This is a genomic window from Pantoea sp. SYBGC1, from assembly GCF_057197005.1.
Genome location: NZ_JBXUNM010000004.1, coordinates 51,900 through 77,413 on the forward strand (window position 1 = coordinate 51,900; position 25,514 = coordinate 77,413).

Below are 25,514 nucleotides of genomic sequence, written 5' to 3' on the forward strand. Positions count from 1 at the left end.
CGCGATCTGCAAGATGTAATCTGCGCCATCGCCGTAATTACTGCCCGATTGCAGCATCGATTGATCGCGGATAAAAAACCGGAGGCAAAAAAGGGGCGCCGTGGCGCCCCTGAGGAGGAGTTGCTATTTACTGCCGAACATATCTTTGATCCAGCCCGCCACGCCGTCAGAATCCTTTTGCTCATTCTGCTGCTGCTGGGGCTGTTGCTGCTGCTCAGACTGCTGCTGCTGTTGCTGCTGCTGGAACACCTGCTGCTGCTCCATCTGCTGCTGGCAGAGTGCGGCCGGATCCAGCGTCCAGACCGGCAGTGAACGCCAGGTACTGCTGCCGGATCCGCAGACGAAGTTACCCGCAGAATCAACGTTCATCTGCGTGATATCCTCCGGCGGCGTCAGGACCAGCGGCATCGGCGCCTGATTATCGAGATAGCGACGGTAAATCTGCATTGCACCGCTGGAACCATAGAGTTTCGACGTCTGGTTGTTATCACGTCCGACCCAGGTAATCGCCACTTCTTTACCGTCAACACCGGCAAACCAGCTGTCGATCAGATCGTTGGTGGTCCCGGTTTTACCCGCCAGGTGCGCTTTCGGATAGCGTGCGCCCAGGGCATGGGCGGTACCGCGTTCCGCCACCTGCTGCATGGTATAGAGCGTCAGATAGGCCGCCTGAGCAGGCTCCACGCGCTGCGCCTGCGGGAAGCTCTGGAACAGCACCGAGCCATCTTCAGCGATAACCGAACGCACCGCCGACAGCTCAGCCCGGTTGCCGCCGCTGGCGATCGACTGGAACGCCTGCGCCACTTCCACCGGCGTCAGGTTCAGCGCGCCCAGCAGCATCGCCGGCACCGGATGCAGCTGATCTTTCGACACGCCCAGTTTATTCCAGGTATCCACTACCGCATCCAGCCCCAGCGTCATGCCCAGATTAACCGTTGGCACGTTCATGGAGTTAGTCAGCGCATCCACCAGCATCACCTTGCCGCTGAAACGACGATCGTCGTTCATTGGCTTCCAGACGCTGCCGTTGGGCTGCTTCAGCGCAATCGGTTCATCCGCGATCCAGCTGTTCAGCCGGTAGCTGTTGGGCTGACTCAGTGCGGTCAGATAGGTAGCCGGTTTCGCCAGCGAGCCGATAGAGCGGCGCGCCTGCAGCGCGCGGTTATAGCCGGCAAACTGCGGATCGGAACCGCCCACCATGGCACGCACTTCACCGCTGAAGCGGTCTACCACCACCATGGCGGTTTCCAGATCTTTCAGCCCGCGCTGTTTCTTCAGCGTGGGGATCCCCTCTTCTACCGCCTTTTCCGCCGCGTCCTGTGAAACCGGATCGAGCGTGGTGAAAATTTTCACGCCCGAGAGATCTTTCACCTTGTCGCCCAGCTTCGCCTGCAGCTCATTACGCACCATCTGCATAAAGGCGGGCTGCGGGGTGATCACGCCGCCTTTTGGCTGTACGCCCAGCGGACGCGCCGAGAGCATGTCATACAGCTCCTGGTCGATCACCTGCTGCTGCTGCAGCAGACGCAGTACCAGATTACGTCGTTCCAGCGCCAGCTTTGGATTCCGCCACGGGTTATAGAGCGAGGCACCTTTTACCATTCCGACCAGCATCGCCTGCTGATCGAGGCTGAGCTCATCAACCGGGCGCCCGAAATAGTAGAGGCTGGCCAGCGGGAAGCCGCGGATCTGATCGTTACCGGCCTGACCGAGATAGACCTCATTGAGGTAGAGCTCAAGGATGCGATCTTTGCTGTAACGCGCATCCATGATCACCGCCATATAGGCCTCACGTGCTTTACGCCACAGTGAACGCTCATTGGTCAGGAACAGGTTTTTAACCAGCTGCTGCGTCAGCGTACTGCCGCCCTGTACCGCTTTTCCGGCGGTGATGTTGGCCAGAAATGCACGGCCGATTGAGTAAGGGCTGATCCCGTCATGCTCATAGAAGTGACGATCTTCGGTCGCGATCAGCGTATCGACCAGCAGATCCGGGAAGCCGGCACGCGGCACAAACAGACGCTGTTCGCCGTTAGGCGACTGCAGCATGGTGATCAGGCGCGGATCGAGACGAAAGAAACCGAAGTCGCGCCCGGTATCGAGATTTTTAATACCGGAGAGCTCATCGTTGCTGAAGGTCAGACGCGCGTTGATCTGCCCCTCTTTGCTGTCAGGAAAATCAAACGGCCGGCGCAGCAGATCGATAGTATTGCCTTTGACGCTGAACTCGCCCGGACGCGTAATGCGCGACACTTCGCGATACTGCGTGCCTTCCAGCAGCGCAATCATCTCTTTCTTATCATAGGCCATGCCAGGCTCAAGGCTGACCATGCGCCCGTAGACGGCGGCAGGCAGCTGCCAGACTTTGCCATCAATACGGCTGCGGATCTCAGAGTCGAGATAGACGCCCCAGGCCGCCATCACAACAACAACAACGAGGAAGAGCTTAATGAGCCAGCCTAACCAGCGGCGCTTGCCGCGCTGCGGGCCTTTACCCCTTCCTTTACTTTTCGGTGGCACCGGAGCGCTCTCCTCATAATCTTCATCAATATCAGTTTGCCCGATGTGGCCATCAGGCTCTTTGCGGTGCCCGCGCCGCGCGGTCGTGCGCGGCGGCTTTGGCGCTTTTCCTTTGCGCCCAATAGGTTCGCGATCGTTCCCAGACATACTCTCTTCTCTCCAGGCATAGCGGTAGCTGCGGCCGTTACTCTAACTGCTTTCTCCCGCGGCGCATGGCAGAACCCTCTGAATTCGATCCACAGGGTTACGGGGAAAACTTTTTGGTGCGCCTTGTTGGCAGGGCGCTGGCCGGATCGTCCGGCCATGGATGTTTGGGGTAGCGCCCTTTCATCTCTTTCTGCACCTCGGGATACGCGCCGCGCCAGAACGCCGCCAGATCGCGGGTGATCTGCAGCGGACGATGCGCCGGTGACAGCAGCTCCAGCACCAGCGGCACGCGGCCCTCAGCGATAGCCGGATTCTGCGCCTCGCCAAACATCTCCTGCAGGCGAACGGCCAGCGCGGGCGGATTCTCTGCGTGATAGCGGATGGGCAGGCGGCTCCCGGTCGGCACAGTGTAGTGAGTTGGCAGCGCACTATCCAGCCGCTGACGTTGCGACCATGTCAGCAAATGTAATAACGCCCGGCTGAGGTTAACGCCCTGCAGCCCTTTCAGATCGCGCACGCCCGCCATCTCAGGCAGTAACCAGCTTTCCAGTGTATCAAGCAATGCCGTATCGTCCAGCGGCGGCCACCCCTCTTCCGGCAACCACTGCGTCGCGCACTGCAGGCGCAGGCGCAGCTGCTCCGCTTCCGGCGTCCAGCCCAGCACCGACAATCCCTTTTCGCGTATCCAGCGCAGCATGGCGGGATGCAGGATCTCAGCGTCTGGCCGCGCCTGCGGCTGCGCGCTGAGCACCAGCTCGCCCAGCAGTTCGCGTTTCCAGGCGCGCAGCGTGCCTCTCTCCTCGTCCCACTCCACGTCAACCCGGCGGGTAATGAGCTGCGGCAGCGCTGCCCGCAGCGCCGTCAGGTCCACCGGCAGCGCCAGCAGCATGCGTGCATCCGCCGCGCCCGCCCCCTGCAGCAGCGCAGGCGCAATCAGGGCGGGATAGCGACTAAGGCCGTGATCCTCATCCAGCATGGCGCCGAGACCGTTTGCCAGCTGGTAGCGTGCGCTCTCGCCGCGCCGCTGCGCAATGCGGTCGGCAAAACCCGCCGCCAGCAGCAGCGGAATGCGATCGGCATCCACCCGTCCGCCGCTGGCGTGCAGCCGCTGCTGCCACTGCCGCGCCCGCCGCTGCCACTGCGGCTGGGGATGATTCAGCGCGTCACGCAAATCGACGCTGCCGCCGCGCGGCGGATCTTCGAGAATGGCCACCAGCAGCGCCGCGCTGGCAATGGCATCGCTCTCATCACCCGCCGCGCAGAGTATGGCCGCAAGACGCGGATCGCTGCCGAGCCGCGCCATTTTCCGGCCGGTGGCGTTAAGCCGACCGACGCTGTCCAGCGCGCCCAGCTGATGCAGCAGCGCGTCAGCCGCCTGCAGGTTGCGGGCCGGCGGCAGGTCAAGCCACTGCAGCTGCGCTACCGTGCTACAGCCCCACTGCAGCAGCTCCAGCCGCAGACCGGCGAGATCGCTGCTTAAGATCTCTGCGTCACTCTGCGCCGGCGCGCGCAGCGCCTGCTCCTCTGCCAGCAGATGCAGGCAGATACCCGGCTCCAGCCGGCCGGCACGACCGGCACGCTGCGTCATGGATGCCTGACTGATACGCTGCGTTTGCAGCCGGGTGACGCCGCTGCGGGCATCAAACTGCGCGACCCGCTCCAGCGCGCTATCGACCACCAGTCGGATCCCCTCAATGGTCAGGCTGGTCTCCGCGATGTTCGTGGCAAGCACCACCTTACGGCGGCCGGCGGCAGCAGGCAGAATGGCGCGCCGCTGCGCCTCCAGCGGCAGCGCGCCGTAGAGCGGAGCCAGATCGATATCGTCCCCCACCCGTGCGCTCAGCTCCCGCCTGACACGCTCAATCTCCGCCACGCCCGGCAGAAACAGCAGCAGCGAGCCGTGCTCCTCGCGCAGCAGCTGGGCAACCTCGCGCGCCACCGCCTCCTCAAAACGCGTCTGCGGATTGAGGCTGGCATAGCGGCGCGCGACCGGATAACTGCGTCCGGCCGATACAATGGCCGGCGCAGCGGGCAGCAGCGCCTGCAGACGCTGATTATCCAGCGTGGCGGACATCAGCAGCAGCTTCAGGTCATCGCGCAGCCCCTGCTGCACATCCATCAGCAGCGCCAGTGCCAGATCGGCCTGCAGGCTGCGCTCATGAAACTCATCGAGGATCACCAGCGCTACGCCCTCCAGCATGGGATCGCGCTGCAACATGCGCGTCAGGATCCCTTCGGTGACCACTTCGAGCCGGGTATGCGCACCGACGCAGCTCTCACCGCGCAGCCGGTAACCCACGGTTTCGCCCGACGGCTCGCCAAGCTGCTCCGCCAGCCGCTGAGCCACATTGCGCGCCGCCAGACGACGCGGTTCCAGCATAATAATACGCCCCGGCAGCGACGCCTGCTGCAGTAGCTGCAGCGGCAGCCAGGTCGATTTTCCTGCGCCGGTAGGGGCCGCCAGCAGCACCTGGGGCGAATGCTCCAGCGCCGTCAGCAGCGCAGGCAATACCTCGCTGACCGGTAATTCACTCACGCTCTTCTCCTGCTCTGCCTGTGCTAATATGGCGCGCATTGTACACCACCCGGCGCAGATCACCGGAGCACGCTTATGACCACACAACGCCTGTTTTTTGCTCTTGAACTGCCTGCTCCGCTTCAGCAGCAGCTGGTGCAGTGGCGGGCGGATAATTTTGCCGCTGAGGCCGGTACGCCGGTTGCAGCGGCTAACCTGCATCTGACGCTGGCGTTTCTGGGTGAGGTGAGCCGCGAGACGCAGGAGAGCCTGCAACAGCTCGCCGCGCGTATTAGCCAGCCCGCTTTTACGCTTGATCTGGATGATGCCGGACACTGGCCGCGCCCCGGCGTGGTATGGCTCGGCTGCCGCCGCGCACCGCGCGGACTGCTGCAGCTGGCGTCGCTGCTGCGCGCTCAGGCGGCACGACACGGCTGCGCGCAGAGCGCACAGCCTTTTCATCCGCACGTCACCCTGCTGCGTCACGTCACACAGCGCATTGCGCTGCCGCCGCGCGGGTTTCACTGGCAGATGGAGGCGACCCGGTTTGCGCTCTGTTCATCGCTCTTTTCCCGCGGCCGCACGCGCTACAAAACCGTGGCGCGCTGGCCGCTCACTTCAGCCTGAGGATCCACCATGCAGTTTACCCCGCCGCTCAAGCCGGCTCGTCTGGTGGCGCGCTACAAGCGCTTTCTGGCTGACATCGTGACGCCTGAGGGCGATCTGCTGACCATCCACTGCGCCAACACCGGCGCCATGACCGGCTGCGCCACGCCCGGCGACACGGTGTGGTACTCCACGTCAGCCAGCACAACGCGCAAATATCCGCACAGCTGGGAGCTGACAGAGACGCAGGCGGGCCACTGGATCTGCGTCAATACGCTGCGCGCTAACCAACTGGTGCAGGAGGCGCTGCAGCAGCAGCGTATTCCGGAATTATCCGGTTACACCCACTGCCGCAGCGAAGTGAAATATGGCACGGAAAAAAGCCGAATTGATTTCCTTCTGCAGGCAGAGGGCAGATCAAACTGCTATATTGAAGTCAAATCCGTCACCCTTTTACAGAATGGTAAAGGCTACTTTCCGGATGCGGTGACGGTCCGCGGACAGAAGCATCTGCGCGAACTCAGTGCAATCGCGGCAGAAGGTCATCGGGCCGTTTTGTTGTTTGCTGTTCTGCACACGGGGATTGAGGACGTTTCCCCGGCGCGCCATATCGACGCGCACTACGCAGAACTACTGGTACAGGCACAGCGCCGTGGCGTAAAAGTGTTTGCGTATCAGGCCACGCTTTCTCCTGAGCAGATGCAGCTCTCCCGACCGCTGCCGGTGGCAGCCTGCGCTGAGCTGTCATAATAGTGGCGATAAACTGTGTCAGGATGGAGCCGGAGGCGCGCTAAATACGCTTTTACTCACAGGCTTGTCAAGGTGTGTTCAGGAATAATTGCCAACCTTGATTGCTTCTGCTATTTATAGCGGCCTGTTTTTTTCCCTGATGGGAATCGATAAACCCAGAGCAGACAGGCCAGCCGTGCGGCAATCCCGCCGGGCAGTCTGAATCGCAACGGGTAGTGCGTGTTATCCAGGAGAAACAACATGCAAGAAGGGCAAAACCGTAAAACATCGTCCCTGAGTATCCTCGCCATCGCAGGTGTGGAGCCGTATCAGGAGAAACCGGGCGAAGAGTATATGAACGACGCCCAGCTAGGCCACTTCCGCAAGATTCTGGAAGCCTGGCGCAACCAACTCAGGGATGAAGTAGACCGTACTGTGTCACACATGCAGGACGAAGCTGCTAACTTCCCCGATCCGGTTGACCGCGCAGCGCAGGAAGAGGAGTTCAGCCTGGAACTGCGTAACCGCGATCGCGAGCGTAAGCTGATTAAAAAGATCGAGAAGACGCTGAAAAAAGTGGAAGATGACGACTTCGGCTACTGCGAATCCTGCGGTGTTGAAATCGGTATTCGCCGTCTGGAAGCGCGTCCGACTGCCGATCTTTGCATTGACTGCAAAACGCTGGCTGAGATCCGCGAGAAGCAGATGGCTGGCTGATGTCCATCCGCCTGTTCTCACCGCACAGCAGGGAAAATCAATCTTTCCCCGCCGTGCGGTGTATCTTCCAGTGACACCCTCTGCTATGTCCTCCTGTACTGGTCGTTTCGCCCCTTCGCCCTCCGGCGATCTTCATTTTGGTTCCCTGATTGCTGCACTTGGCAGCTACCTCAGCGCGCGCGCGCAGCAGGGCCGCTGGCTGGTGCGTATTGAAGATATCGATCCGCCGCGTGAAGTGCCGGGGGCTGCCATGCGCATTCTGCAGCAGCTGGAGCATTACGGGCTGGAGTGGGATGGTGAAGTGATGTGGCAGTCACAGCGGCATGAGGCATATCGGGCAGCGCTGGCCTGGCTAAGAACACACCGCCAGAGCTATTTCTGCACCTGCAGCCGCCGGCGTATTCAGCAGCTGGGCGGGTATTACGATGGTTACTGTCGCGATCGCCAGCTCCCGCCGGATAATGCGGCGCTGCGCCTGCGCCAGCATGCGCCGGTCCGGCATTTTACCGATCGGCTGCGCGGGGAGCTGCGGGCAGATCCGCAGCTGGCGGAAGAGGATTTTATTATCCATCGCCGGGACGGGCTGTTCGCCTATAACCTGGCGGTGGTGGTCGACGATCATGACCAGGGCGTTACCGAAATTGTACGCGGCGCGGATTTAATCGCCCCGACGGTGCGCCAGATCGCGCTCTGGCAGCAGTTTGGCTGGACGCCGCCGGCATACCTGCATCTGCCGCTGGCGATCGCCGCTGACGGCAATAAACTCTCCAAGCAGAATCACGCCCCTGCCCTGCCCGCTGGCGATCCGCGTCCGCTGCTGGTGCAGGCGCTGCGCTTTCTCGGACAGCCGGCAGAAGAAGGCTGGCAGGATAGCCCGCTGGCGTCGCTGCTGAGCCAGGCCGTTTCGCGCTGGGCGCCGGCGCAGATCCCGTTACATGACGCGCTAAAGCCGGATGAAACGACAACGCCATTCCTAAATGGTTCGCAACAGGCTATGATTAGCCGCTGATTTTATTACCACCCATTTTTTGTCACTGTCGAGGTGTCCCATTTTTACCCGAGTCGCTAATTTTTGCCGGAGAGTCCTCAAGCGTGACGAGGAGGTGCCTGAAGAGGTGGAAGCTGAAAACCAGATGACCATCATTCCCCCGGGAAAACCATAACATCTCACGCAAAGATATCAGCGAAAACGCCCTTAAGGTGCTCTATCGCCTGAATAAAGCAGGCTTTGAAGCTTACCTGGTCGGCGGTGGCGTGCGCGACCTGCTGCTGGGCAAAAAGCCGAAAGATTTCGACGTGACGACCAATGCCACGCCTGAGCAGATGCGCAAACTGTTCCGCAACTGCCGTCTGGTTGGCCGCCGTTTCCGTCTGGCACACGTGATGTTTGGGCCGGAAGTGATTGAGGTGGCGACGTTCCGCGGCCACCATCAGGAAGAGAGCGAAGACGATCGCAACAGCTCGCAGCGCGGCCAGAACGGCATGCTGCTGCGCGATAATATTTTTGGCAGCATCGAAGATGATGCACAGCGCCGCGATCTCACCATCAACAGCCTCTACTACAGCGTGGCGGATTTCACGGTCCGTGACTATGTGGGTGGCCTGCAGGATCTGCAGGAGGGCGTGGTACGCCTGATTGGCGATCCGGAGACGCGCTACCGTGAAGATCCGGTACGCATGCTGCGCGTGGTGCGCTTTGCCGCCAAACTCAATATGCAGATTGCGCCGGAAACCGCCGAGCCGATCCCGCGCCTGGCGACGCTGCTGAATGACGTTCCGCCCGCCCGCCTGTTTGAAGAGGCGCTGAAGCTGCTGCAGGCTGGCTATGGCTACCGTACCTGGCAGATGCTGTGTGAATATCAGCTCTTCCAGCCGCTGTTCCCGACGCTGGCGCGCCATTTTACCGAGCACGGCGACAGCATGATGGAACGCATGCTGGCGCAGGTGCTGAAAAACACCGATACCCGCCTGCACAACGATTTGCGTGTCAATCCGGCGTTTCTGTTTGCCGCGATGTTCTGGTATCCGCAGCTGGAATCCGCTGAGCGTATCGCGCAGGAGAGCGGCCTGACCTACTATGACGCTTTTGCACTCTCCATGAACGATACGCTGGACGAGGCGTGCCGCGCGCTGGCGATCCCGAAACGTATTACCACCCTGGTCCGCGATATCTGGCAGCTGCAGCTGCGTATGTCGCGTCGCCACGGCAAACGCGCATGGAAGCTGATGGAGCATCCGAAATTCCGTGCCGCTTACGATCTGCTGGCGCTGCGTGCTGAAGTGGAAAAGAACCCGGAGCTGCAGCGTCTCAGCCAGTGGTGGGGTGAATTCCAGGCCGCCGTTCCGGTTCAGCAGAAAACCATGCTGAACACGCTGGGTGACGATCCGCAGCCGCGCCGTAAACCGCGCCGTCCGCGCCGCCGCTCCACCGGTCCGCGTCGCGAACAGGGTAACAGCAGCAGCGCATCATGAATCGCGTCTATCTCGCCCTGGGCAGTAACCTTGCCGATCCGCTGCATCAGATTGATGCAGCGCTCGCGGCGCTCGATACGCTGCCGGAGACCTCCCGCGTGGCGACTTCATCATTCTATCGCACGCCGCCCTATGGTCCGGCCGATCAGCCTGACTACCTGAACGCGGTAGTGGCACTCGATACAGCGCTGCTGCCCGAGACGCTGCTGGATCACACCCAGCATATTGAGCTGGAACATGGCCGCGTGCGTAAAGCCGAGCGCTGGGGGCCACGTACGCTCGATATCGATATCATGCTGTTTGGTAATCAGGTGATCCATACGCCGCGTTTAACCGTACCGCACTATGATATGCACAACCGGGCATTTATGCTGCTGCCGCTGCTGAAGGTTGCGCCGGGCCTGCGCCTGCCCGATGGCCGTCCGCTGAGTGGCGTGCTCGCCACGCTGGACTGCAGTGAAATCACCCTCTGGTCTGTCTGAACCGCGATAATTTTCTGCCGGTCATATCCGCCCTGCAATCAATCCAGTACACTGCGCGCATCAGAAACGCCGGAGATTGCGATGAAACCAACCACTATCTCTCATCTGCGCCAGCTGAAAGCCAGCGGGCGCCGCTTTGCCACCCTTACCGCGTATGATTTCAGCTTTGCCCGCCTGTTTGCCGATGAAGGCATTCAGGTGATGCTGATTGGCGATTCACTGGGGATGACGGTGCAGGGGCATGACTCCACGCTGCCAGTCACGGTGGCTGATATCGCCTATCATACTGCCGCCGTGCGCCGTGGCGCGCCGCAGGCGCTGATCATGGCTGACCTGCCGTTTATGAGCTATGCCACCCCGGAGCAGACTTTTGCCACTGCCGCGCAGCTGATGCGCGCCGGTGCCAACATGGTGAAACTGGAAGGGGGTGCGTGGCTGGCGGAGAGCGTACGCATGCTGACCGAGCGCGCCGTGCCGGTCTGCGGTCATCTTGGCCTGACGCCGCAGTCGGTCAATATCTTTGGCGGTTACAAAGTGCAGGGCCGGGATGAGGCGGACGCGGAACGCCTGCTGGCCGACGCCCTGGCGCTGGAAGCCGCTGGCGCACAGCTGATGGTGCTGGAGTGCGTGCCGGTCGCGCTGGCGGCGCGCATCACCCAGGCGCTGACCATTCCGGTGATCGGCATCGGCGCAGGTAACGTCACCGATGGCCAGATTCTGGTGATGCATGACGCCTTTGGCATCACCGGTGGCCACATTCCAAAATTTGCCAAAAATTTCCTCGCCGAAACCGGCGACATTCGCGCGGCAATTCGCCAGTATATTGCCGACGTTGAGGCAGGCACCTACCCTGCCGCCGAACACAGCTTCTTCTGAATCCGGAGATTTATCGTGTTGATCATTGAAACGCTGCCGATGCTGCGCCGCGAGATCCGTCGCTGGCGCCAGGCAGGCAAACGTATCGCCCTGGTGCCCACGATGGGCAATCTGCATGATGGCCACCTGACGCTGGTTGATGAAGCGCGCCAGCGGGCTGATGTGGTCGTGGTTTCGGTGTTTGTTAATCCGATGCAGTTTGACCGCGCGGATGACCTTGCACGCTATCCGCGCACGCTGCAGGACGATTGTGAAAAGCTTAACCGTCACGGTGTGGATGTGGTGTTTGCACCGGCACCGCAGGCGATCTATCCGCAGGGTACAGAGAACCAGACGTTTGTTGAGGTGCCGGTGCTCTCTGCGCTGCTGGAGGGTGCCAGCCGGCCCGGCCACTTCCGCGGGGTCGCGACGATCGTCAGCAAACTGTTCAACCTGGTACAGCCTGACGTCGCCTGTTTTGGCGAAAAGGATTTTCAGCAGCTGGCGATCATACGCAAACTGGTTGCGGATATGGGCTTTGATATCGACATCGTTGGCGTGCCCACCGTGCGGGCGAAAGATGGGCTGGCGCTGAGTTCGCGCAATGGCTATCTTACTGCCGATGAACGCAGGCTGGCACCGGGCCTGAGCCAGGTCATGCAGAGTATGGCGGAGCGCCTCAGCAACGGCGAACGCCACATTGATGAGATTATTGAACAGGCGAACGCCGCGCTGCAGGAAAAGGGGTTTCGTCCTGACGGGCTGGCGATCTGCGATGCCGTTACGCTGCAGCCGCTGACAGTGGAGAGCCAGCGCGCGGTGATCCTGATGGCCGCCTGGCTGGGCAACGCGCGTCTGATTGATAATCAGCAAGTGGATCTGATGGCGTAAGCCGTCGTTTAAACAGCACCTTAAGGGTATACCGCGATGATTCGTACTGTTCTGCAGGGCAAACTGCACCGCGTCAAAGTCACGCAGGCCGATCTGCACTATGAAGGCTCCTGCGCGATCGATCAGGATTTCCTGGATGCCGCCGGCATTCTGCAATATGAAGCGATCGATATTTATAACGTGACCAACGGCCAGCGTTTCTCCACCTACGCCATCGCCGCCGAGCGGGGATCAAAAATTATTTCCGTAAACGGTGCTGCCGCGCGCTGCGCCTGTGCAGGAGACATCATGATTATCTGCTCTTACGTGCAGGTAGAGGATGAAGTGGCGCGCAGCTGGCAGCCAAAGGTGGCCTATTTTGAGGGCGATAATGAGATGAAACGTCTTGCCCGGGCGCTGCCGGTTCAGGTTGCGTAGCGTTCAGCCATATTGCGCTGAGCTGCCGGAAACACCAGGGGCGCCCTTCCGGCGCCCCTGTTTATTTTCCCGCTAAATAAGATTCAGGTGCGTAAGCCGCGACCGCGCTGGATCAGCATATACACCAGCACATAAAACACCACGATAAACGCTAACAGCACCGACAGCGTAAACACCAGCGGCACATCGTTAATGCCGAGGAAGCCGTACCGGAAGCCGCTGATCATATACACCACCGGATTCAGCTTCGAAACTGCCTGCCAGAAGGGCGGCAGCAGCGCCAGCGAATAGAAAACCCCGCCCAGATAAGTCAGCGGCGTCAGCACAAAGGTCGGGATCAGGCTAATATCATCAAACGTGCGGGCGAACACCGCGTTGAGCAGACCCGCCAGCGAAAAGAGCACCGCGGTCAGCAGCAGAGTGATGGCAACCATTGGCCAGGAGAAAACGTGGAACGGCACAAAGAAGAGCGAGACCGCCGTTACCAGGATCCCCACGCAGACGCCACGCGCCACGCCGCCGCCAACATAGCCGGCAATGATGATGTGGGTCGGCACCGGTGCTACCAGCAGCTCTTCAATATTGCGCTGGAATTTTGCGCTGAAAAACGAGGAGGCGACGTTAGCATAGGCGTTGGTGATCACCGACATCATAATCAGGCCCGGCACGATAAACTGCATATAGCTGAAGCCGTGCATGTCGCCAATGCGTGAACCAATCAGGTTACCGAAAATAATAAAGTAGAGCGTCATGGTGATCACCGGCGGAACCAGCGTCTGGATCCAGATACGCGCAAACCGGTTAATCTCTTTGCTCCAGATACTCTTTAACGCGACCCAATAAAGATGCGTCATGCTCTGCCTCCTGCTTTACCCTGTGTCAGTCCTACAAACAGCTCTTCCAGCCGGTTCGCCTTATTACGCATGCTCAGCACCTGCACGCCCTGCGCGCTCAGCTGACTGAATACGCTGTTAAGCCCCTGCTCGCGCATCACTTCCACTTCCAGCGTCGAGGTATCCACCAGGCGATACTGAAAGCCCTCAAGCTGCGGCAGCGCGCTGCGCGGGGCAAGATCGAGAATAAAGGTTTCCGATTTCAGTTTAGAGAGCAGGCCTTTCATAGAGGTATTCTCCACCAGCTCGCCGCTCTGAATAATGCCGATATTGCGACACAGCATCTCCGCCTCTTCCAGATAGTGCGTGGTGAGGATAATCGTGGTGCCTTTCGCATTTAGCTCTTTCAGAAACACCCACATTGAGCGGCGCAGCTCAATATCCACACCGGCCGTTGGCTCATCCAGAATCAGCAGCTTGGGCTCATGCATCAGCGCACGCGCAATCATCAGGCGGCGCTTCATACCGCCTGAAAGCATGCGGGCGCGCTCATTACGTTTGCCCCACAGATCGAGCTGGTTAAGATACTTCTCCGCACGCTTGTTCGCCTCTGCCCGTTCCACGCCGTAATAGCCCGCCTGGTTTACGACGATCTGCATCACGGTTTCAAACGGGTTAAAGTTGAACTCCTGCGGCACCAGCCCGAGCTGGCGCTTGGCATTGACCACATCTTTTTGCAGGTCGTAACCAAATACCCGAACGCTGCCGCCAGATTTATTGACCAGCGAGCTGATAATCCCGATGGTGGTCGATTTGCCGGCGCCGTTTGGTCCCAGCAGAGCGTAAAAATCGCCCGCCTCTACGTTCAGATCGAGACCTTTCAGCGCCTGTACGCCGCCGGGATAGGTCTTGGTCAGCCCGGAAAGTTCCAGTGCATAAGTCATTGCGAGTCCATATCCTGTTGTTGTGACATCAAAGCCTGATGAAAATGATAGTGCGCCCGCGCCAGACGTGCGGCGAATTCAGCAGAATTTATGTTGAAATCAGACGTGGTGCGCCTGCGGGGAGCGCATGACGCGCTGTATCGTGCAGAAAAGTGCATCAGGCCCGCAAGTCAGTCACTTACGGGCGGCTGATTCTATCCCGGAACGGCCAAAATGACCCAGGTAGATTGTGCGGTTATGCGTCCAGCATGGTGACTTTGCCGATATAGGGCAGATGACGATAGCGCTGCGCGTAGTCAATGCCAAAGCCCACAACAAACTCATCGGGAATGGTAAAGCCGACATATTCGACCGGCACCTCAACTTCACGACGCTCGGGTTTATCCAGCAGCGTGCAGATGGCCAGCGATTTTGGCTCACGCAGGCGCAGGATCTCGCGCACTTTGCTCAGCGTGTTGCCGGAGTCGATGATATCTTCCACAATCAGCACATCTTTACCGCGAATATCTTCATCGAGATCTTTCAGAATTTTGACGTCGCGTGACGAAGACATGCCGCTGCCGTAGCTGGAAGCGGTCATAAAGTCGACCTCATGCGGAACATCAATTTCCCGGCAGAGATCGGCCATAAACATAAAGGAGCCGCGCAGCAGACCAACCAGCACCATCTCGCTGCCGCTGTCGCGGTAGGCTTCACTGATCTGTTTGCCCAGCTCGGCAATACGGGTTGCAATCTCCTCACGAGAGATCATCACATCAACGGTGTGTTTCATTGCGTTCGCCTGGTTAAGGTTTTCAGAAAGCTCTGCAGTCTATCACAATGCGCCTGATGGCTAACCGCACCCGCAAAACGCAAACGATTACGTAGCAAAATTTCCCGCGATGGCATTAACTCTATAGCAGGGTTTACGCGCTTTATCCTGATTCAGCCGGAGCTGCTATGGCAAACTCATCCCGCAATAAAGAACCTTCCGATCGGCATACGCTGCATCCGGAAACGCAGATGCTTAATTACGGTTACGATCCGCGACTGTCAGAAGGTGCGGTAAAACCGCCGGTGTTTCTTACCTCAACCTTTGTTTTCAACAGTGCCGAAGAGGGCAAAGATTTCTTTGATTATGTATCGGGTCGCCGTCAGCCGCCTGCTGGCCAGAGCGGCGGGCTGGTCTATTCACGCTTTAACCATCCCAACAGCGAAATCGTTGAAGATCGCCTGGCGATCTATGAAGGCGCTGAGAGCGCGGTGCTCTTCTCTTCCGGTATGTCAGCCATTGCCACTACGCTGCTCGCATTTGCGCGGCCGGGCGAGGTGATCCTGCATTCGCAGCCGCTGTATGGCGGCACAGAAACGCTGCTGAGCAAGACGCTGCACGATCTGGAAATCAAAGCCGTGGGGTTCAGCGAGGGGACGGATGAAGATAAGGTTTATGAGGCGGCAAAGCTGGCGTGGCAGCGTGGCCGGGTCGCCCTGATCCTGATCGAGACGCCGGCCAACCCCACCAACAGTCTGGTAGATATCCGGCTTATTGCGCAGGTGGCGGATGTCATTGCACAGCAGCAGGGTTCGCGTCCGGTTATCGCCTGCGATAACACCCTGCTGGGGCCGCTGTTTCAGCATCCGCTGCAGCATGGCGCAGATATCTCGCTCTATTCGCTGACCAAGTATGTGGGCGGCCACTCCGATCTTATCGCCGGCGCCGCGCTGGGCAGCCGGACGCTGATGAAATCTGTGCGCGCGCTGCGCAGCGCGATCGGCACGCAGCTCGATCCGCACTCAAGCTGGATGATTGGCCGTTCGCTGGAGACGCTGGCGCTGCGCATGGAGAAAGCCGCCGCAAACGCGGAACGGGTCGCCGCTTTTCTGCGCGATCGGCCTCAGGTCGCGGCGCTGTTCTGGCTGCCCTATCTTGACGCCCAGAGTACGGCCGGTGAAACGTACCGGCGCCAGTGCAGCGGCGCCGGCTCGACCTTCTCTTTTGATATTCAGGGCGGTGAGCCTGCGACTTTCCGCTTTCTCAACGCGCTGACGCTGTTTAAGCTGGCGGTAAGCCTGGGCGGCACCGAGTCGCTCGCCAGTCATCCGGCCAGCACCACCCACTCTGGCGTGCCGCTGGCGGTACGTCAGCGCATTGGCATCAGCGACGCGACGGTACGCCTGTCGATCGGGATTGAGCATCCGGACGACCTGATTGCGGATATCAGTCAGGCGCTGGAGGCGGCTGACGGCGGCTGACGGCGATCGGCACAGATACCGCCCCTGCGTTCGTCTGGCCCCGCTACGCGACCGTGAAGCCGAGCATCATGCCGGTATCTTCGTGCTCCAGCAGATGGCAGTGTGCCATATAGGCATGCTCCGCGCTGGCGGCATAGTCGAACCGCACCACAACCTCGCTGCGCCAGCCGTTGACGTTAACCATATCTTTCCAGCCGGCGCGATGCGCGGCGGGCGGCTTGCCGTTTTCTGACAGGATGCGGAACTGCGCACCGTGAATATGGAACGGATGCAGCATCGCATCGCCCTCGCCTGAAATCGTCCACTTCTCGGTTTTACCCAGCGGCACGGCAAACATCGGCTTCTGCATGTTAAACGCTTCGCCGTTGATCTTATTGCCGTGGTGGAAATCGTATGCGGCAGCGCCGTGCGCAGTGTGATCCATCGGCATCGCGCCATGTTCGCTATGATCCATCGGCATGGCATCGTGTCCGCTATGCGTCTCTGCCGCGCCGTGGTCTGCCGCGCCCGCCATCGCCTGATGGCCATAACGATCCATCAGCGCCTGCATCCCCTGCTTATCCAGCTGCGGATCCATCATCAGCTGCAGCCAGCGGTTCTGTACGCCCTCGCTGGCGGGCAGCGGCGGCAGATCCACCAGCGTGTCCGGCAGCGTCCCGCTCGCCATAATGCGCAGCGGCAGGATCTGCACCAGCGGCAGCGGCCGATCAAACGGCGGCAGCGTCATCCCCATCTGCGTCACCGGCAGCGTGACGATATCAAAAGGCTGTCCGTCAGAGGTATCGATCAGCACCTCAAAGCGCTCGCCCGGCAGCAGTGACAGCGACGTCACCTGTACCGGTTCAGCGAGCAGTCCGCCATCGCTGCCCACCACATAGACTGGTCGTTTATCACTGGTGGCGATCTCCAGCGAGCGAGCGTTACAGCCGTTAAGCAGCCGCAGGCGTAGCCAGCCGCGCGGCACGGCGTGCTGCGGATACTGCACGCCGTTGGTCAGCATCATATCGCCAAACCAGCCTACCGCCGCGCGCATCACATCCAGCTGATAATCGATATGCGTGCCGGCGCTGTTAAGCTGTTTATCCTGGAAAATCAGCGGTACGTCATCCGCTCCCCACTGCATCGGCAGCCGCAGCTTGCCGGACGCTTCGTCCTCCAGCAGCACCATTCCGGCTAATCCCTGCGCCACCTGATGACCGGTTTTGCCGTGCAGATGCGGATGAAACCAGCAGGTCGCCGCCGGCTGATCGGGGGTAAAGCTCACCTGACGCGTGGCACCGGGCGCGATAATCGCCTGCGGGCCGCCATCCACCTCGCCCGGGATCGCCAGGCCGTGCCAGTGCACGGTAGTCGCTTCCGGCAGCCGGTTATGAATATTGACCGTGACGCGCTTCTCCCGCTGCAGGCGCAGAACCGGTCCGAGCAGGCTGCCGTTATAGCCCCACGTCGGCACCGCTTTACCCTGCCACTGCGTGCTGCCCGTCATGGCGGTAAGGCTGTAGTGACCACGCGCATCAGGCTCCAGCAGCGCAGGGATCGGCAGCAGCGGCCGCGTAGCCGCCATCAGTGAGCGGCTCCATAGCGGCAGTGCGCCTGCCGCGCTGAGCGCTGCGGTCAGTTTGAGAAAAGAGCGACGTTGCATACGCATATCCTTGTGGTAAAGAGAGACCCAGCCTAAACCCTGCCCCTGCGGGAGGGTCAAGCGCCGGGCAGCAAAATAGTAGCCCGCTATTCGCCAGGGTAAAAGAAGCGGAATCCGGGCGGTAACTGTGCTAACGTCAATGGATTGTCCTTTGCTGAGAACCATTATGACAAAAAGCGTTAAGATCCTGCTGCTGGCGGGACTCTTTGGCTTCTCCACCAGCAGTTTTGCGCTGAGCGAGTCTGAAGCGGAAGATCTGGCTGACCTGACGGCGGTCTTTGTTTACCTGAAAAATGACTGCGGCTACCAGGCGCTGCCGGATGCACAAATCCGCAAAGCGCTGGTGTTTTTTGCCCAGCAGAACCGCTGGGATTTGAGCAATTACAGCAGCTACAACATGAAAGCGCTGGGCGAAGAGAGCTATAAAGATTTGAGTGGCATTGCCATCAATAACGATAAGAAGTGCAAATCGCTGGCGCGTGATTCACTGAGCCTGCTTGCCTACGTTAAGTAAGGACGCGTTATGTGGCGCGGTGCCGGTTATCTGCCCGCAATAAACTGCCGGTAAGCCGCGATCACCGCCAGAAAGTCATCCACGCCGCAGAATGAGAGACTCTCTTCATCGTAGTAGGCCATGCCCTCTTCCAGTCCCTCATCCTCCAGCGCCAGCTGGTTAGCGCGGATCATCACCTCTTCCTCGTCCAGCCACAGCGTGTACTCATGTCCGATACGCTGCCACTGCTGATGGGTGCCTTTTACCGCACGCGCCGCCGCCTCTACTTCATCCAGCAGCCCGGCGTTGTCGCGAACCTCTTCATTAAACCAGTGGCCTACCGCTTCGTGATCCATCGACATGCGCACCCTGACCTGGCCGGTGATATCGCGTAAAAATTCATACTCCATTGGGTTACCTCATACCAGTAGCGCGCCGGACTGCACGTTTATGTGCATTCTGAGCGCAGCGCGCGTAATAAAGTGGGATCGCGCTCGCATTATGCCGGGAGTGCCGCGGGGAAAAAAGGCATAAAAAAAGGGGATGATTTGCATCATCCCCCGATTTACCAGCCGCGTTAGACGGCGGTCTGGAAAATCACGCTGTCCGCTTTCTCGGTATATTGACCCAGCTGGTCAAAGTTGAGGTAGCGATAGGTGTCGTCGGCGGTTTTATCCACTTGCACCATAAACTGCTGATACTCGTCCGGCGTTGGCAGCTTGCCCAGTAGCGAAGCGACGGCAGCCAGCTCGGCTGATGCCAGGAAGACGTTGGCGCCGTTACCCAGACGGTTCGGGAAGTTACGCGTCGACGTGGAGACCACCGTCGCACCGTCCTGCACGCGCGCCTGGTTACCCATGCAGAGCGAGCAGCCCGGGATCTCAATACGCGCACCGCTTTTACCAAAGACGCTGTAGTAGCCCTCTTCGGTAAGCTGCGCCGCATCCATCTTGGTTGGCGGAGCCACCCAGAGACGCGTCGGCAGCTGGCCCTTATGCGCGTCCAGCAGTTTACCGGCCGCGCGGAAGTGACCGATGTTGGTCATGCAGGAGCCGATAAACACTTCGTCAATCTTCTCGCCCTGCACGTCAGAGAGCCAGCGCGCATCATCCGGATCGTTTGGTGCGCACAGAATCGGCTCTTTGATATCCGCCAGATCGATCTCGATGACCGCTGCGTATTCTGCATCTGCATCGCCTTCCAGCAGCTGCGGATCGGCCAGCCATTTCTCCATGCCCTCAACGCGGCGCTCCAGCGTACGGCGATCGCCGTAGCCTTCCGAGATCATCCACTTCAGCAGGACAATGTTGGAGTTCAGATACTCAATGATCGGCGCTTTATCCAGCTTGATGGTACAACCGGCAGCAGAACGCTCAGCGGAGGCATCAGACAGCTCAAAAGCCTGCTCAACTTTCAGATCCGGCAGACCTTCAATCTCCAGAATACGGCCGGAGAAGATGTTTTTCTTGCCCTTCTTCTCTACCGTCAGCAGGCCCTGCTTAATCGCGTACAGCGGGATAGCGTGTACCAGATCGCGCAGCGTAATGCCCGGCTGCATGGCACCCTTAAAGCGCACCAGCACCGATTCCGGCATATCGAGCGGCATCACGCCGGTCGCAGCGGCAAACGCCACCAGGCCGGAACCCGCCGGGAAAGAGATGCCAATCGGGAAGCGGGTGTGTGAGTCACCGCCGGTGCCGACGGTATCCGGCAGCAGCATACGGTTCAGCCAGCTGTGAATAATACCATCGCCCGGACGCAGCGAGACGCCACCGCGGTTCATGATGAAGTCCGGCAGCGTATGGTGTGTGGTCACATCAACCGGCTTCGGATAGGCCGCAGTGTGGCAGAAGGATTGCATGACCAGATCGGCGGAGAAGCCGAGGCACGCCAGGTCTTTCAGCTCGTCGCGCGTCATCGGACCGGTGGTATCCTGTGAACCCACAGAGGTCATCTTCGGCTCGCAGTATGCGCCCGGACGAATACCCTCGACGCCACAGGCGCGGCCTACCATCTTCTGCGCCAGCGAGTAGCCGCGCGTGCTGGTGGCGATATCTTTCGCCTGCACAAAGATGTCGCTTGCCGGCAGGCCGAGTGACTCGCGTGCTTTCGTCGTCAGGCCGCGACCGATAATCAGCGGAATACGGCCGCCGGCGCGGACTTCATCCAGCAGCACATCGGTTTTCAGTTCAAAGGTCGCCAGCAGTTCATTGGTTTCGTGACTGCGAACTTCACCTTTATACGGATAAACGTCAATCACATCGCCCATGTTCAGGCGCTCAACATCCAGTTCGATCGGCAGCGCGCCGGCATCTTCCATGGTGTTGAAGAAAATCGGAGCAATTTTACCGCCGAGGCAGAGACCGCCGCCCTTTTTGTTTGGCACGTACGGGATATCTTCACCCATAAACCACAGCACCGAGTTGGTGGCGGATTTACGTGATGAGCCGGTACCGACAACGTCGCCGACGTAAGTCAGCGGGAAGCCTTTCTGCTGCAGCGCCTGAATCTGTTTGATCGGGCCAATATTGCCCGCATCGTCTGGCTCAATACCATCACGCGGGTTTTTCAGCATCGCCAGCGCATGCAGTGGAATATCCGGGCGTGACCACGCATCCGGCGCCGGAGAGAGGTCGTCGGTGTTGGTTTCGCCGGTCACTTTGAACACGGTGGTGGTGATTTTTTCAGCCAGCTTAGGACGCTTCAGGAACCACTCGGCATCAGCCCAGGATTGCAGGATTTTTTTTGCGTGGGCGTTACCCGCTTTGGCTTTCTCTTCCACATCGTAGAAGTTGTCGAACATCAGCAGCGTATGGGACAGCGCTTCAGCGGCAATCGGTGCCAGTGCTTCGTCGTCGAGCGCTTCAATCAGCGCGTGGATGTTATAGCCACCCTGCATGGTGCCCAGCAGTTCAACAGCTTTCTCGCGCGTAACCAGAGGAGAGTGGGCTTCGCCCGTTGCGACAGCAGCCAGGAAACCGGCTTTAACATAGGCGGCTTCATCAACGCCTGGCGGGACGCGGTTAACCAGCAGGTCAACCAGAAATTCTTCTTCACCCGCAGGCGGGCTTTTCAGCAGTTCAACCAGCGCGGCCATCTGGGAAGCATCTAACGGCTTAGGTACGATTCCCTGGGCAGCACGCTCGGCAACGTGCTTACGGTATTCTTCTAGCACGACGTTCTCCTCGCTCTCATTGTATAGCTTTCCGGTACACCTTGATGCTGTTAAACAGTAGGGTGAGGTGCCCGGTTCTGCGTCGGCCAGCATAGCAGGATTTCGCCTGATTGTTAATCTGTTTACAAAAAAGCAACATCCAGCCCATTTCCGGCATAACTGTCCGGGTATTCCCCTGCAGACGGAAAAAAAAGCGGCAGATATGCGGCGGGCGGTTTTCAGATCATAACTTTCAGCGTGGCAGAGAGTGCTCTGGCTAACCTTTAGTTATGCTTGCAGCGCGACAGCAAAAAAAACGGCCCCCGCAGGAGCCGTTGATCGCAGAAGTGAAACTTACTTCTTCTTCGCTTTCGCGTTTGGCAGATCGGTGATGCTGCCCTCAAAGATTTCAGCGGCAAGGCCAACTGATTCATGCAGCGTCGGGTGCGCATGGATGGTGAGCGCGATATCTTCGGCATCACAACCCATTTCGATCGCCAGACCGATTTCACCCAGCAGCTCGCCGCCGTTGGTGCCGACTACCGCACCGCCGATAACGCGATGCGTCTCTTTGTCAAAGATCAGCTTGGTCATGCCGTCAGCGCAGTCAGAAGCGATAGCACGGCCTGAGGCCGCCCACGGGAAGGTGGAGACTTCGTAGCTGATGCCCTTCTCTTTGGCTTCTTTCTCGGTCAGACCTACCCATGCAACTTCCGGCTCGGTATAGGCGATGGATGGGATCACTTTCGGATCGAAGTAGTGCTTCAGACCAGAGATGACCTCAGCGGCAACGTGGCCTTCATGCACGCCTTTGTGCGCCAGCATAGGCTGACCCACGATATCACCGATAGCGTAGATGTGCGGTACGTTGGTACGCATCTGCTTGTCGACACGGATAAAACCGCGCTCGTCCACTTCCACGCCCGCTTTACCGGCGTCGAGGCCTTTACCGTTTGGCACACGGCCAATGGCGACCAGTACCGCGTCATAACGCTGCGCCTCGGCAGGCGCTTTTTTGCCTTCCATCGACACATAGATACCGTCATCTTTCGCGTCAACCGCGGTGACTTTGGTTTCCAGCATCAGGTTGAATTTCTTGCTGATACGCTTGGTAAAGACTTTAACCACGTCTTTATCCGCTGCCGGGATCACCTGGTCAAACATCTCAACCACGTCAATCTCTGAACCCAGCGCATGGTAAACTGTCGCCATCTCCAGACCGATGATGCCGCCGCCCATGACCAGCAGACGCTTCGGCACTTCACGCAGCTCCAGCGCTGACGTAGAGTCCCAGACGCGCGGATCGTGATGCGGGATAAACGGCAGCTCGATAGGGCGTGAGCCTGCGGCGATGATTGCGTTATCGAAGTTGATGGTGGTTGCGCCACCCTCACCTTCAACCACCAGGGTGTTGGCACCGGTGAATTTACCCAGACCGTTAACAACTTTGACCTTACGGCCTTTCGCCATTCCAGCCAGACCACCGGTCAGCTGATTGATCACCTTCTCTTTCCAGGTGCGGATTTTGTTAATGTCTGTCTGCGGCTGACCAAACACGATGCCGTGCTCTTCCAGCGCTTTCGCTTCTTCAATCACTTTCGCGACGTGCAGCAGCGCTTTTGACGGGATACAGCCTACGTTCAGACAAACACCACCGAGGGTGTTGTAGCGCTCAACCAGAACGGTCTCCAGACCTAAGTCAGCGCAACGGAAGGCTGCAGAGTAACCTGCAGGACCTGCCCCAAGTACCACGACTTGAGTTTTAATCTCTGTACTCATCATGACCTCTTGTTAGATTGCCGGCGGTCAGAGCGACCTTTCCCAGGCTCATGTTACCCTGTCGCCACCGGGACATTTCACCGCGAGAGTTTACAGAATTGTTAATAAACTGCCAACCGCGGTAACAACTGAATGCTTACAACAAGGCCGGCATTTGCCGGCCTTGATTAACTTCACATCACCAGACGGCGAATATCAGACAGCATATTGTTGATGATGGTGATGAAACGCGCACCATCAGCACCGTCGATCACGCGGTGGTCAAACGAGAGCGAGATCGGCATCATCAGACGCGGTGCAAACTCTTTACCGTTCCAGACCGGCTCCATGGCCGATTTGGAGACGCCAAGGATCGCCACTTCCGGCGCGTTGACGATAGGCGCGAAGTGCGTCGTGCCCAGGCCGCCAAGGCTGGAAATGGTGAAACAGCCGCCCTGCATATCGCTGGCGGTCAGTTTGCCATCGCGCGCTTTCTTCGAGGTTGCCATCAGCTCACGCGAGAGTTCAGTGATGCCTTTCTTATTCACATCCTTGAACACCGGAACCACCAGACCATTTGGCGTATCAACCGCCACGCCGATGTTGATATATTTCTTCAGCGTCAGTTTCTGACCATCTTCAGACAGCGAGCTGTTGAAACGTGGCATCTGCTCCAGTGCCGCCGCAACCGCTTTCATGATGAACACCACCGGGGTGAACTTCACGTCCAGCTTGCGCTTCTCGGCTTCAGCATTCTGCTGCTTACGGAACGCTTCCAGATCGGTAATATCGGTTTTATCGAAGTGCGTAACATGCGGGATCATGACCCAGTTACGGCTCAGGTTAGCACCAGAGATTTTCTGGATACGGCCCAGCTCCACTTCTTCCACTTCACCAAACTTGCTGAAGTCCACTTTCGGCCACGGCAGCATGCCTGGCAGACCGCCGCCTGCAGCAGCAGCTGGCGCAGCCTCAGCGCGTTTTACCGCCTCTTTCACGTAAGTCTGCACATCCTCTTTCAGGATGCGGCCCTTACGTCCGGTGCCTTTCACCTTCGCCAGGTTAACGCCAAACTCGCGCGCCAGACGACGGATCACCGGCGTGGCGTGCACATAGGCGTCATTCTCAGCGAACTCACTTTTCGCGTCCGCTTTAGCTGGCGCAGGTGCTGCAGCCGCAGCTGGTTTAGCCTCTGCTTTCGCCGGCGCGGCGGCCGCTTCCGGTTTGGCTGCCGGTGCCGGCGATGGCGCGCCGCCTTCCACTTCAAAGATCATGATCAGTGAGCCGGTGCTGACTTTGTCACCGGTGGCCACTTTCAGCTCTTTTACCGTACCGGCAAACGGCGCCGGCACTTCCATAGAGGCTTTATCGCCTTCAACCACAATCAGCGACTGCTCAGCGGTGACTTTATCGCCCGCTTTCACCAGTACCTCGGTCACTTCAACTTCATCACCGCCGATATCCGGTACGTTTACCTCTTTCGCGCCTGCCGCTGCAGCCGGGGCGGAGGTCGCCTCTTCTTTCATCTGTGGTTTCGCGTCGGCAGCCGGTGCGTCACCTTCTGCGTCAAAGATCATAATCAGTGAACCGGTGTTCACTTTGTCGCCGGTGGCGATTTTGATCTCTTTCACTACGCCAGCAAACGGCGCAGGCACTTCCATTGAGGCTTTGTCGCCTTCAACGGTGATCAGCGACTGCTCTGCTTCAACCTTGTCGCCCACTTTAACCAGGATCTCTGTGACTTCGACTTCATCACCACCGATATCCGGTACGTTAACCTCTTTGCTGGCGGTTGTCGTTGCAGCAGCAGGAGCCGGCGCGGCTTCTGCTTTTTTCTCTTCTGCAGCCGGTGCAGCTTCCGCCGCACCCTCAGCGTCAAACACCATAATCAGCGAGCCGGTATTCACTTTGTCACCGACGGCGATTTTGATCTCTTTAACCACGCCCGCCTGCGGCGAAGGCACTTCCATCGAGGCTTTATCGCCTTCCACAGAGATCAGCGACTGCTCAGCTTCAACGCTGTCGCCCACCTTCACCAGGATTTCGGTGACTTCAACTTCGTCCGACCCGATATCCGGTACGTTAATTTCGATAGCCATTACTCTTT

At 59.1% G+C, this 25,514-nt stretch carries 20 protein-coding genes and 1 pseudogene; 11 read left to right on the forward strand and 10 right to left on the reverse strand.

Annotation, left to right across the window (positions count from 1 at the left end; translation table 11 throughout):
• Window positions 1-123: 123 nt before the first annotated feature.
• Window positions 124-2,667 carry a bifunctional glycosyl transferase/transpeptidase gene (gene mrcB / locus AC2CF9_RS09280; RefSeq protein WP_484556821.1) on the reverse strand — a complete coding sequence of 848 codons (2,544 nt, stop codon included), beginning with the start codon at window positions 2,665-2,667 and terminating at the stop codon, window positions 124-126.
• Window positions 2,668-2,764: 97 nt separating this feature from the next.
• A complete protein-coding gene (gene hrpB / locus AC2CF9_RS09285) occupies window positions 2,765-5,242 on the reverse strand; it encodes an ATP-dependent helicase HrpB (protein ID WP_484556822.1) in 2,478 nt (825 codons plus the stop codon).
• Window positions 5,243-5,278: 36 nt separating this feature from the next.
• Between hrpB and thpR the strand changes: the two genes are divergently transcribed.
• The 9 genes and pseudogenes from thpR to panD all read left to right on the forward strand — a co-directional run bounded on the left by thpR (window position 5,279) and on the right by panD (window position 12,351).
• Window positions 5,279-5,809 (forward strand): RNA 2',3'-cyclic phosphodiesterase, encoded by a 531-nt coding sequence (gene thpR, locus AC2CF9_RS09290; RefSeq protein ID WP_484556823.1) that lies wholly within the window; start codon window positions 5,279-5,281, stop codon window positions 5,807-5,809.
• A 9-nt stretch (window positions 5,810-5,818) separates the two neighbouring features.
• Window positions 5,819-6,538 (forward strand): DNA/RNA nuclease SfsA, encoded by a 720-nt coding sequence (gene sfsA, locus AC2CF9_RS09295; protein WP_484556824.1) that lies wholly within the window; start codon window positions 5,819-5,821, stop codon window positions 6,536-6,538.
• 240 nt (window positions 6,539-6,778) lie between these two features.
• Window positions 6,779-7,234 (forward strand): RNA polymerase-binding protein DksA, encoded by a 456-nt coding sequence (dksA, locus tag AC2CF9_RS09300; protein ID WP_039382663.1) that lies wholly within the window; start codon window positions 6,779-6,781, stop codon window positions 7,232-7,234.
• Window positions 7,235-7,319: 85 nt separating this feature from the next.
• A complete protein-coding gene (gluQRS, locus tag AC2CF9_RS09305) occupies window positions 7,320-8,243 on the forward strand; it encodes a tRNA glutamyl-Q(34) synthetase GluQRS (RefSeq protein WP_484556825.1) in 924 nt (307 codons plus the stop codon).
• 40 nt (window positions 8,244-8,283) lie between these two features.
• Window positions 8,284-9,706 (forward strand): annotated as a pseudogene (gene pcnB / locus AC2CF9_RS09310) (polynucleotide adenylyltransferase PcnB).
• Window positions 9,703-10,188, forward strand: a complete 486-nt coding sequence (gene folK / locus AC2CF9_RS09315; RefSeq protein ID WP_484556826.1) for a 2-amino-4-hydroxy-6-hydroxymethyldihydropteridine diphosphokinase — start codon at window positions 9,703-9,705, stop codon at window positions 10,186-10,188. The pseudogene pcnB and the gene folK overlap by 4 nt, the downstream one beginning before the upstream one ends.
• A gap of 81 nt (window positions 10,189-10,269) precedes the next feature.
• Complete coding sequence (panB, locus tag AC2CF9_RS09320) at window positions 10,270-11,064, forward strand: 3-methyl-2-oxobutanoate hydroxymethyltransferase (protein WP_150017940.1); 795 nt, start codon at window positions 10,270-10,272, stop codon at window positions 11,062-11,064.
• Between the two features lie 15 nt (window positions 11,065-11,079).
• Window positions 11,080-11,934 carry a pantoate--beta-alanine ligase gene (gene panC / locus AC2CF9_RS09325; RefSeq protein WP_484556827.1) on the forward strand — a complete coding sequence of 285 codons (855 nt, stop codon included), beginning with the start codon at window positions 11,080-11,082 and terminating at the stop codon, window positions 11,932-11,934.
• Between the two features lie 36 nt (window positions 11,935-11,970).
• Entirely contained in the window at window positions 11,971-12,351 is a 381-nt protein-coding gene (panD, locus tag AC2CF9_RS09330) for an aspartate 1-decarboxylase (RefSeq protein WP_039382649.1), read from the forward strand.
• 83 nt (window positions 12,352-12,434) lie between these two features.
• Here panD and AC2CF9_RS09335 read toward each other — a convergent pair whose 3' ends face one another.
• From AC2CF9_RS09335 to hpt, 3 genes are all read right to left on the reverse strand, one after another.
• Entirely contained in the window at window positions 12,435-13,205 is a 771-nt protein-coding gene (locus tag AC2CF9_RS09335; protein WP_150017942.1) for an ABC transporter permease, read from the reverse strand.
• Window positions 13,202-14,128: an ABC transporter ATP-binding protein gene (locus AC2CF9_RS09340; RefSeq protein ID WP_039382642.1), complete on the reverse strand. Its 927-nt coding sequence runs from the start codon at window positions 14,126-14,128 to the stop codon at window positions 13,202-13,204. The genes AC2CF9_RS09335 and AC2CF9_RS09340 overlap by 4 nt, the downstream gene beginning before the upstream one ends.
• 235 nt (window positions 14,129-14,363) lie before the next feature.
• Complete coding sequence (hpt, locus tag AC2CF9_RS09345; RefSeq protein WP_039382640.1) at window positions 14,364-14,900, reverse strand: hypoxanthine phosphoribosyltransferase; 537 nt, start codon at window positions 14,898-14,900, stop codon at window positions 14,364-14,366.
• A 167-nt stretch (window positions 14,901-15,067) separates the two neighbouring features.
• Here hpt and AC2CF9_RS09350 point away from each other — a divergent pair, with 167 nt between their 5' ends.
• Window positions 15,068-16,360 carry a cystathionine gamma-synthase family protein gene (locus tag AC2CF9_RS09350; protein ID WP_484556828.1) on the forward strand — a complete coding sequence of 431 codons (1,293 nt, stop codon included), beginning with the start codon at window positions 15,068-15,070 and terminating at the stop codon, window positions 16,358-16,360.
• A gap of 43 nt (window positions 16,361-16,403) precedes the next feature.
• On the opposite strand, the gene cueO is transcribed toward AC2CF9_RS09350, so the two are convergent.
• The gene (gene cueO, locus AC2CF9_RS09355) at window positions 16,404-18,002 is read right to left on the reverse strand and encodes a multicopper oxidase CueO (protein ID WP_484556829.1); all 1,599 of its coding nucleotides are present in this window, start codon (window positions 18,000-18,002) and stop codon (window positions 16,404-16,406) included.
• A 166-nt stretch (window positions 18,003-18,168) separates the two neighbouring features.
• Here cueO and AC2CF9_RS09360 point away from each other — a divergent pair, with 166 nt between their 5' ends.
• The gene (locus AC2CF9_RS09360; protein ID WP_484556830.1) at window positions 18,169-18,516 is read left to right on the forward strand and encodes a YacC family pilotin-like protein; all 348 of its coding nucleotides are present in this window, start codon (window positions 18,169-18,171) and stop codon (window positions 18,514-18,516) included.
• A 26-nt stretch (window positions 18,517-18,542) separates the two neighbouring features.
• Here AC2CF9_RS09360 and yacL read toward each other — a convergent pair whose 3' ends face one another.
• The 4 genes from yacL to aceF form a co-directional block, all read right to left on the reverse strand.
• A complete protein-coding gene (gene yacL, locus AC2CF9_RS09365) occupies window positions 18,543-18,905 on the reverse strand; it encodes a protein YacL (protein ID WP_039382633.1) in 363 nt (120 codons plus the stop codon).
• A 167-nt stretch (window positions 18,906-19,072) separates the two neighbouring features.
• Complete coding sequence (gene acnB, locus AC2CF9_RS09370; protein ID WP_150017946.1) at window positions 19,073-21,670, reverse strand: bifunctional aconitate hydratase 2/2-methylisocitrate dehydratase; 2,598 nt, start codon at window positions 21,668-21,670, stop codon at window positions 19,073-19,075.
• A gap of 333 nt (window positions 21,671-22,003) precedes the next feature.
• Window positions 22,004-23,428 carry a dihydrolipoyl dehydrogenase gene (gene lpdA, locus AC2CF9_RS09375; protein ID WP_039385712.1) on the reverse strand — a complete coding sequence of 475 codons (1,425 nt, stop codon included), beginning with the start codon at window positions 23,426-23,428 and terminating at the stop codon, window positions 22,004-22,006.
• A 173-nt stretch (window positions 23,429-23,601) separates the two neighbouring features.
• The gene (aceF, locus tag AC2CF9_RS09380) at window positions 23,602-25,506 is read right to left on the reverse strand and encodes a pyruvate dehydrogenase complex dihydrolipoyllysine-residue acetyltransferase (protein ID WP_484556831.1); all 1,905 of its coding nucleotides are present in this window, start codon (window positions 25,504-25,506) and stop codon (window positions 23,602-23,604) included.
• Window positions 25,507-25,514 lie beyond the last annotated feature (8 nt).

Bases quoted from the DNA above. Each gene is read 5' to 3' on its own strand.
- mrcB (WP_484556821.1), bottom strand. From the start codon at position 2,667: ATGTCTGGGAACGATCGCGAACCTATTGGGCGCAAAGGAAAAGCGCCA.
- hrpB (WP_484556822.1), bottom strand. From the start codon at position 5,242: ATGCGCGCCATATTAGCACAGGCAGAGCAGGAGAAGAGCGTGAGTGAA.
- thpR (WP_484556823.1), top strand. From the start codon at position 5,279: ATGACCACACAACGCCTGTTTTTTGCTCTTGAACTGCCTGCTCCGCTT.
- sfsA (WP_484556824.1), top strand. From the start codon at position 5,819: ATGCAGTTTACCCCGCCGCTCAAGCCGGCTCGTCTGGTGGCGCGCTAC.
- dksA (WP_039382663.1), top strand. From the start codon at position 6,779: ATGCAAGAAGGGCAAAACCGTAAAACATCGTCCCTGAGTATCCTCGCC.
- gluQRS (WP_484556825.1), top strand. From the start codon at position 7,320: ATGTCCTCCTGTACTGGTCGTTTCGCCCCTTCGCCCTCCGGCGATCTT.
- folK (WP_484556826.1), top strand. From the start codon at position 9,703: ATGAATCGCGTCTATCTCGCCCTGGGCAGTAACCTTGCCGATCCGCTG.
- panB (WP_150017940.1), top strand. From the start codon at position 10,270: ATGAAACCAACCACTATCTCTCATCTGCGCCAGCTGAAAGCCAGCGGG.
- panD (WP_039382649.1), top strand. From the start codon at position 11,971: ATGATTCGTACTGTTCTGCAGGGCAAACTGCACCGCGTCAAAGTCACG.
- AC2CF9_RS09335 (WP_150017942.1), bottom strand. From the start codon at position 13,205: ATGACGCATCTTTATTGGGTCGCGTTAAAGAGTATCTGGAGCAAAGAG.
- AC2CF9_RS09340 (WP_039382642.1), bottom strand. From the start codon at position 14,128: ATGACTTATGCACTGGAACTTTCCGGGCTGACCAAGACCTATCCCGGC.
- hpt (WP_039382640.1), bottom strand. From the start codon at position 14,900: ATGAAACACACCGTTGATGTGATGATCTCTCGTGAGGAGATTGCAACC.
- AC2CF9_RS09350 (WP_484556828.1), top strand. From the start codon at position 15,068: ATGGCAAACTCATCCCGCAATAAAGAACCTTCCGATCGGCATACGCTG.
- cueO (WP_484556829.1), bottom strand. From the start codon at position 18,002: ATGCAACGTCGCTCTTTTCTCAAACTGACCGCAGCGCTCAGCGCGGCA.
- AC2CF9_RS09360 (WP_484556830.1), top strand. From the start codon at position 18,169: ATGACAAAAAGCGTTAAGATCCTGCTGCTGGCGGGACTCTTTGGCTTC.
- yacL (WP_039382633.1), bottom strand. From the start codon at position 18,905: ATGGAGTATGAATTTTTACGCGATATCACCGGCCAGGTCAGGGTGCGC.
- lpdA (WP_039385712.1), bottom strand. From the start codon at position 23,428: ATGAGTACAGAGATTAAAACTCAAGTCGTGGTACTTGGGGCAGGTCCT.
- aceF (WP_484556831.1), bottom strand. From the start codon at position 25,506: ATGGCTATCGAAATTAACGTACCGGATATCGGGTCGGACGAAGTTGAA.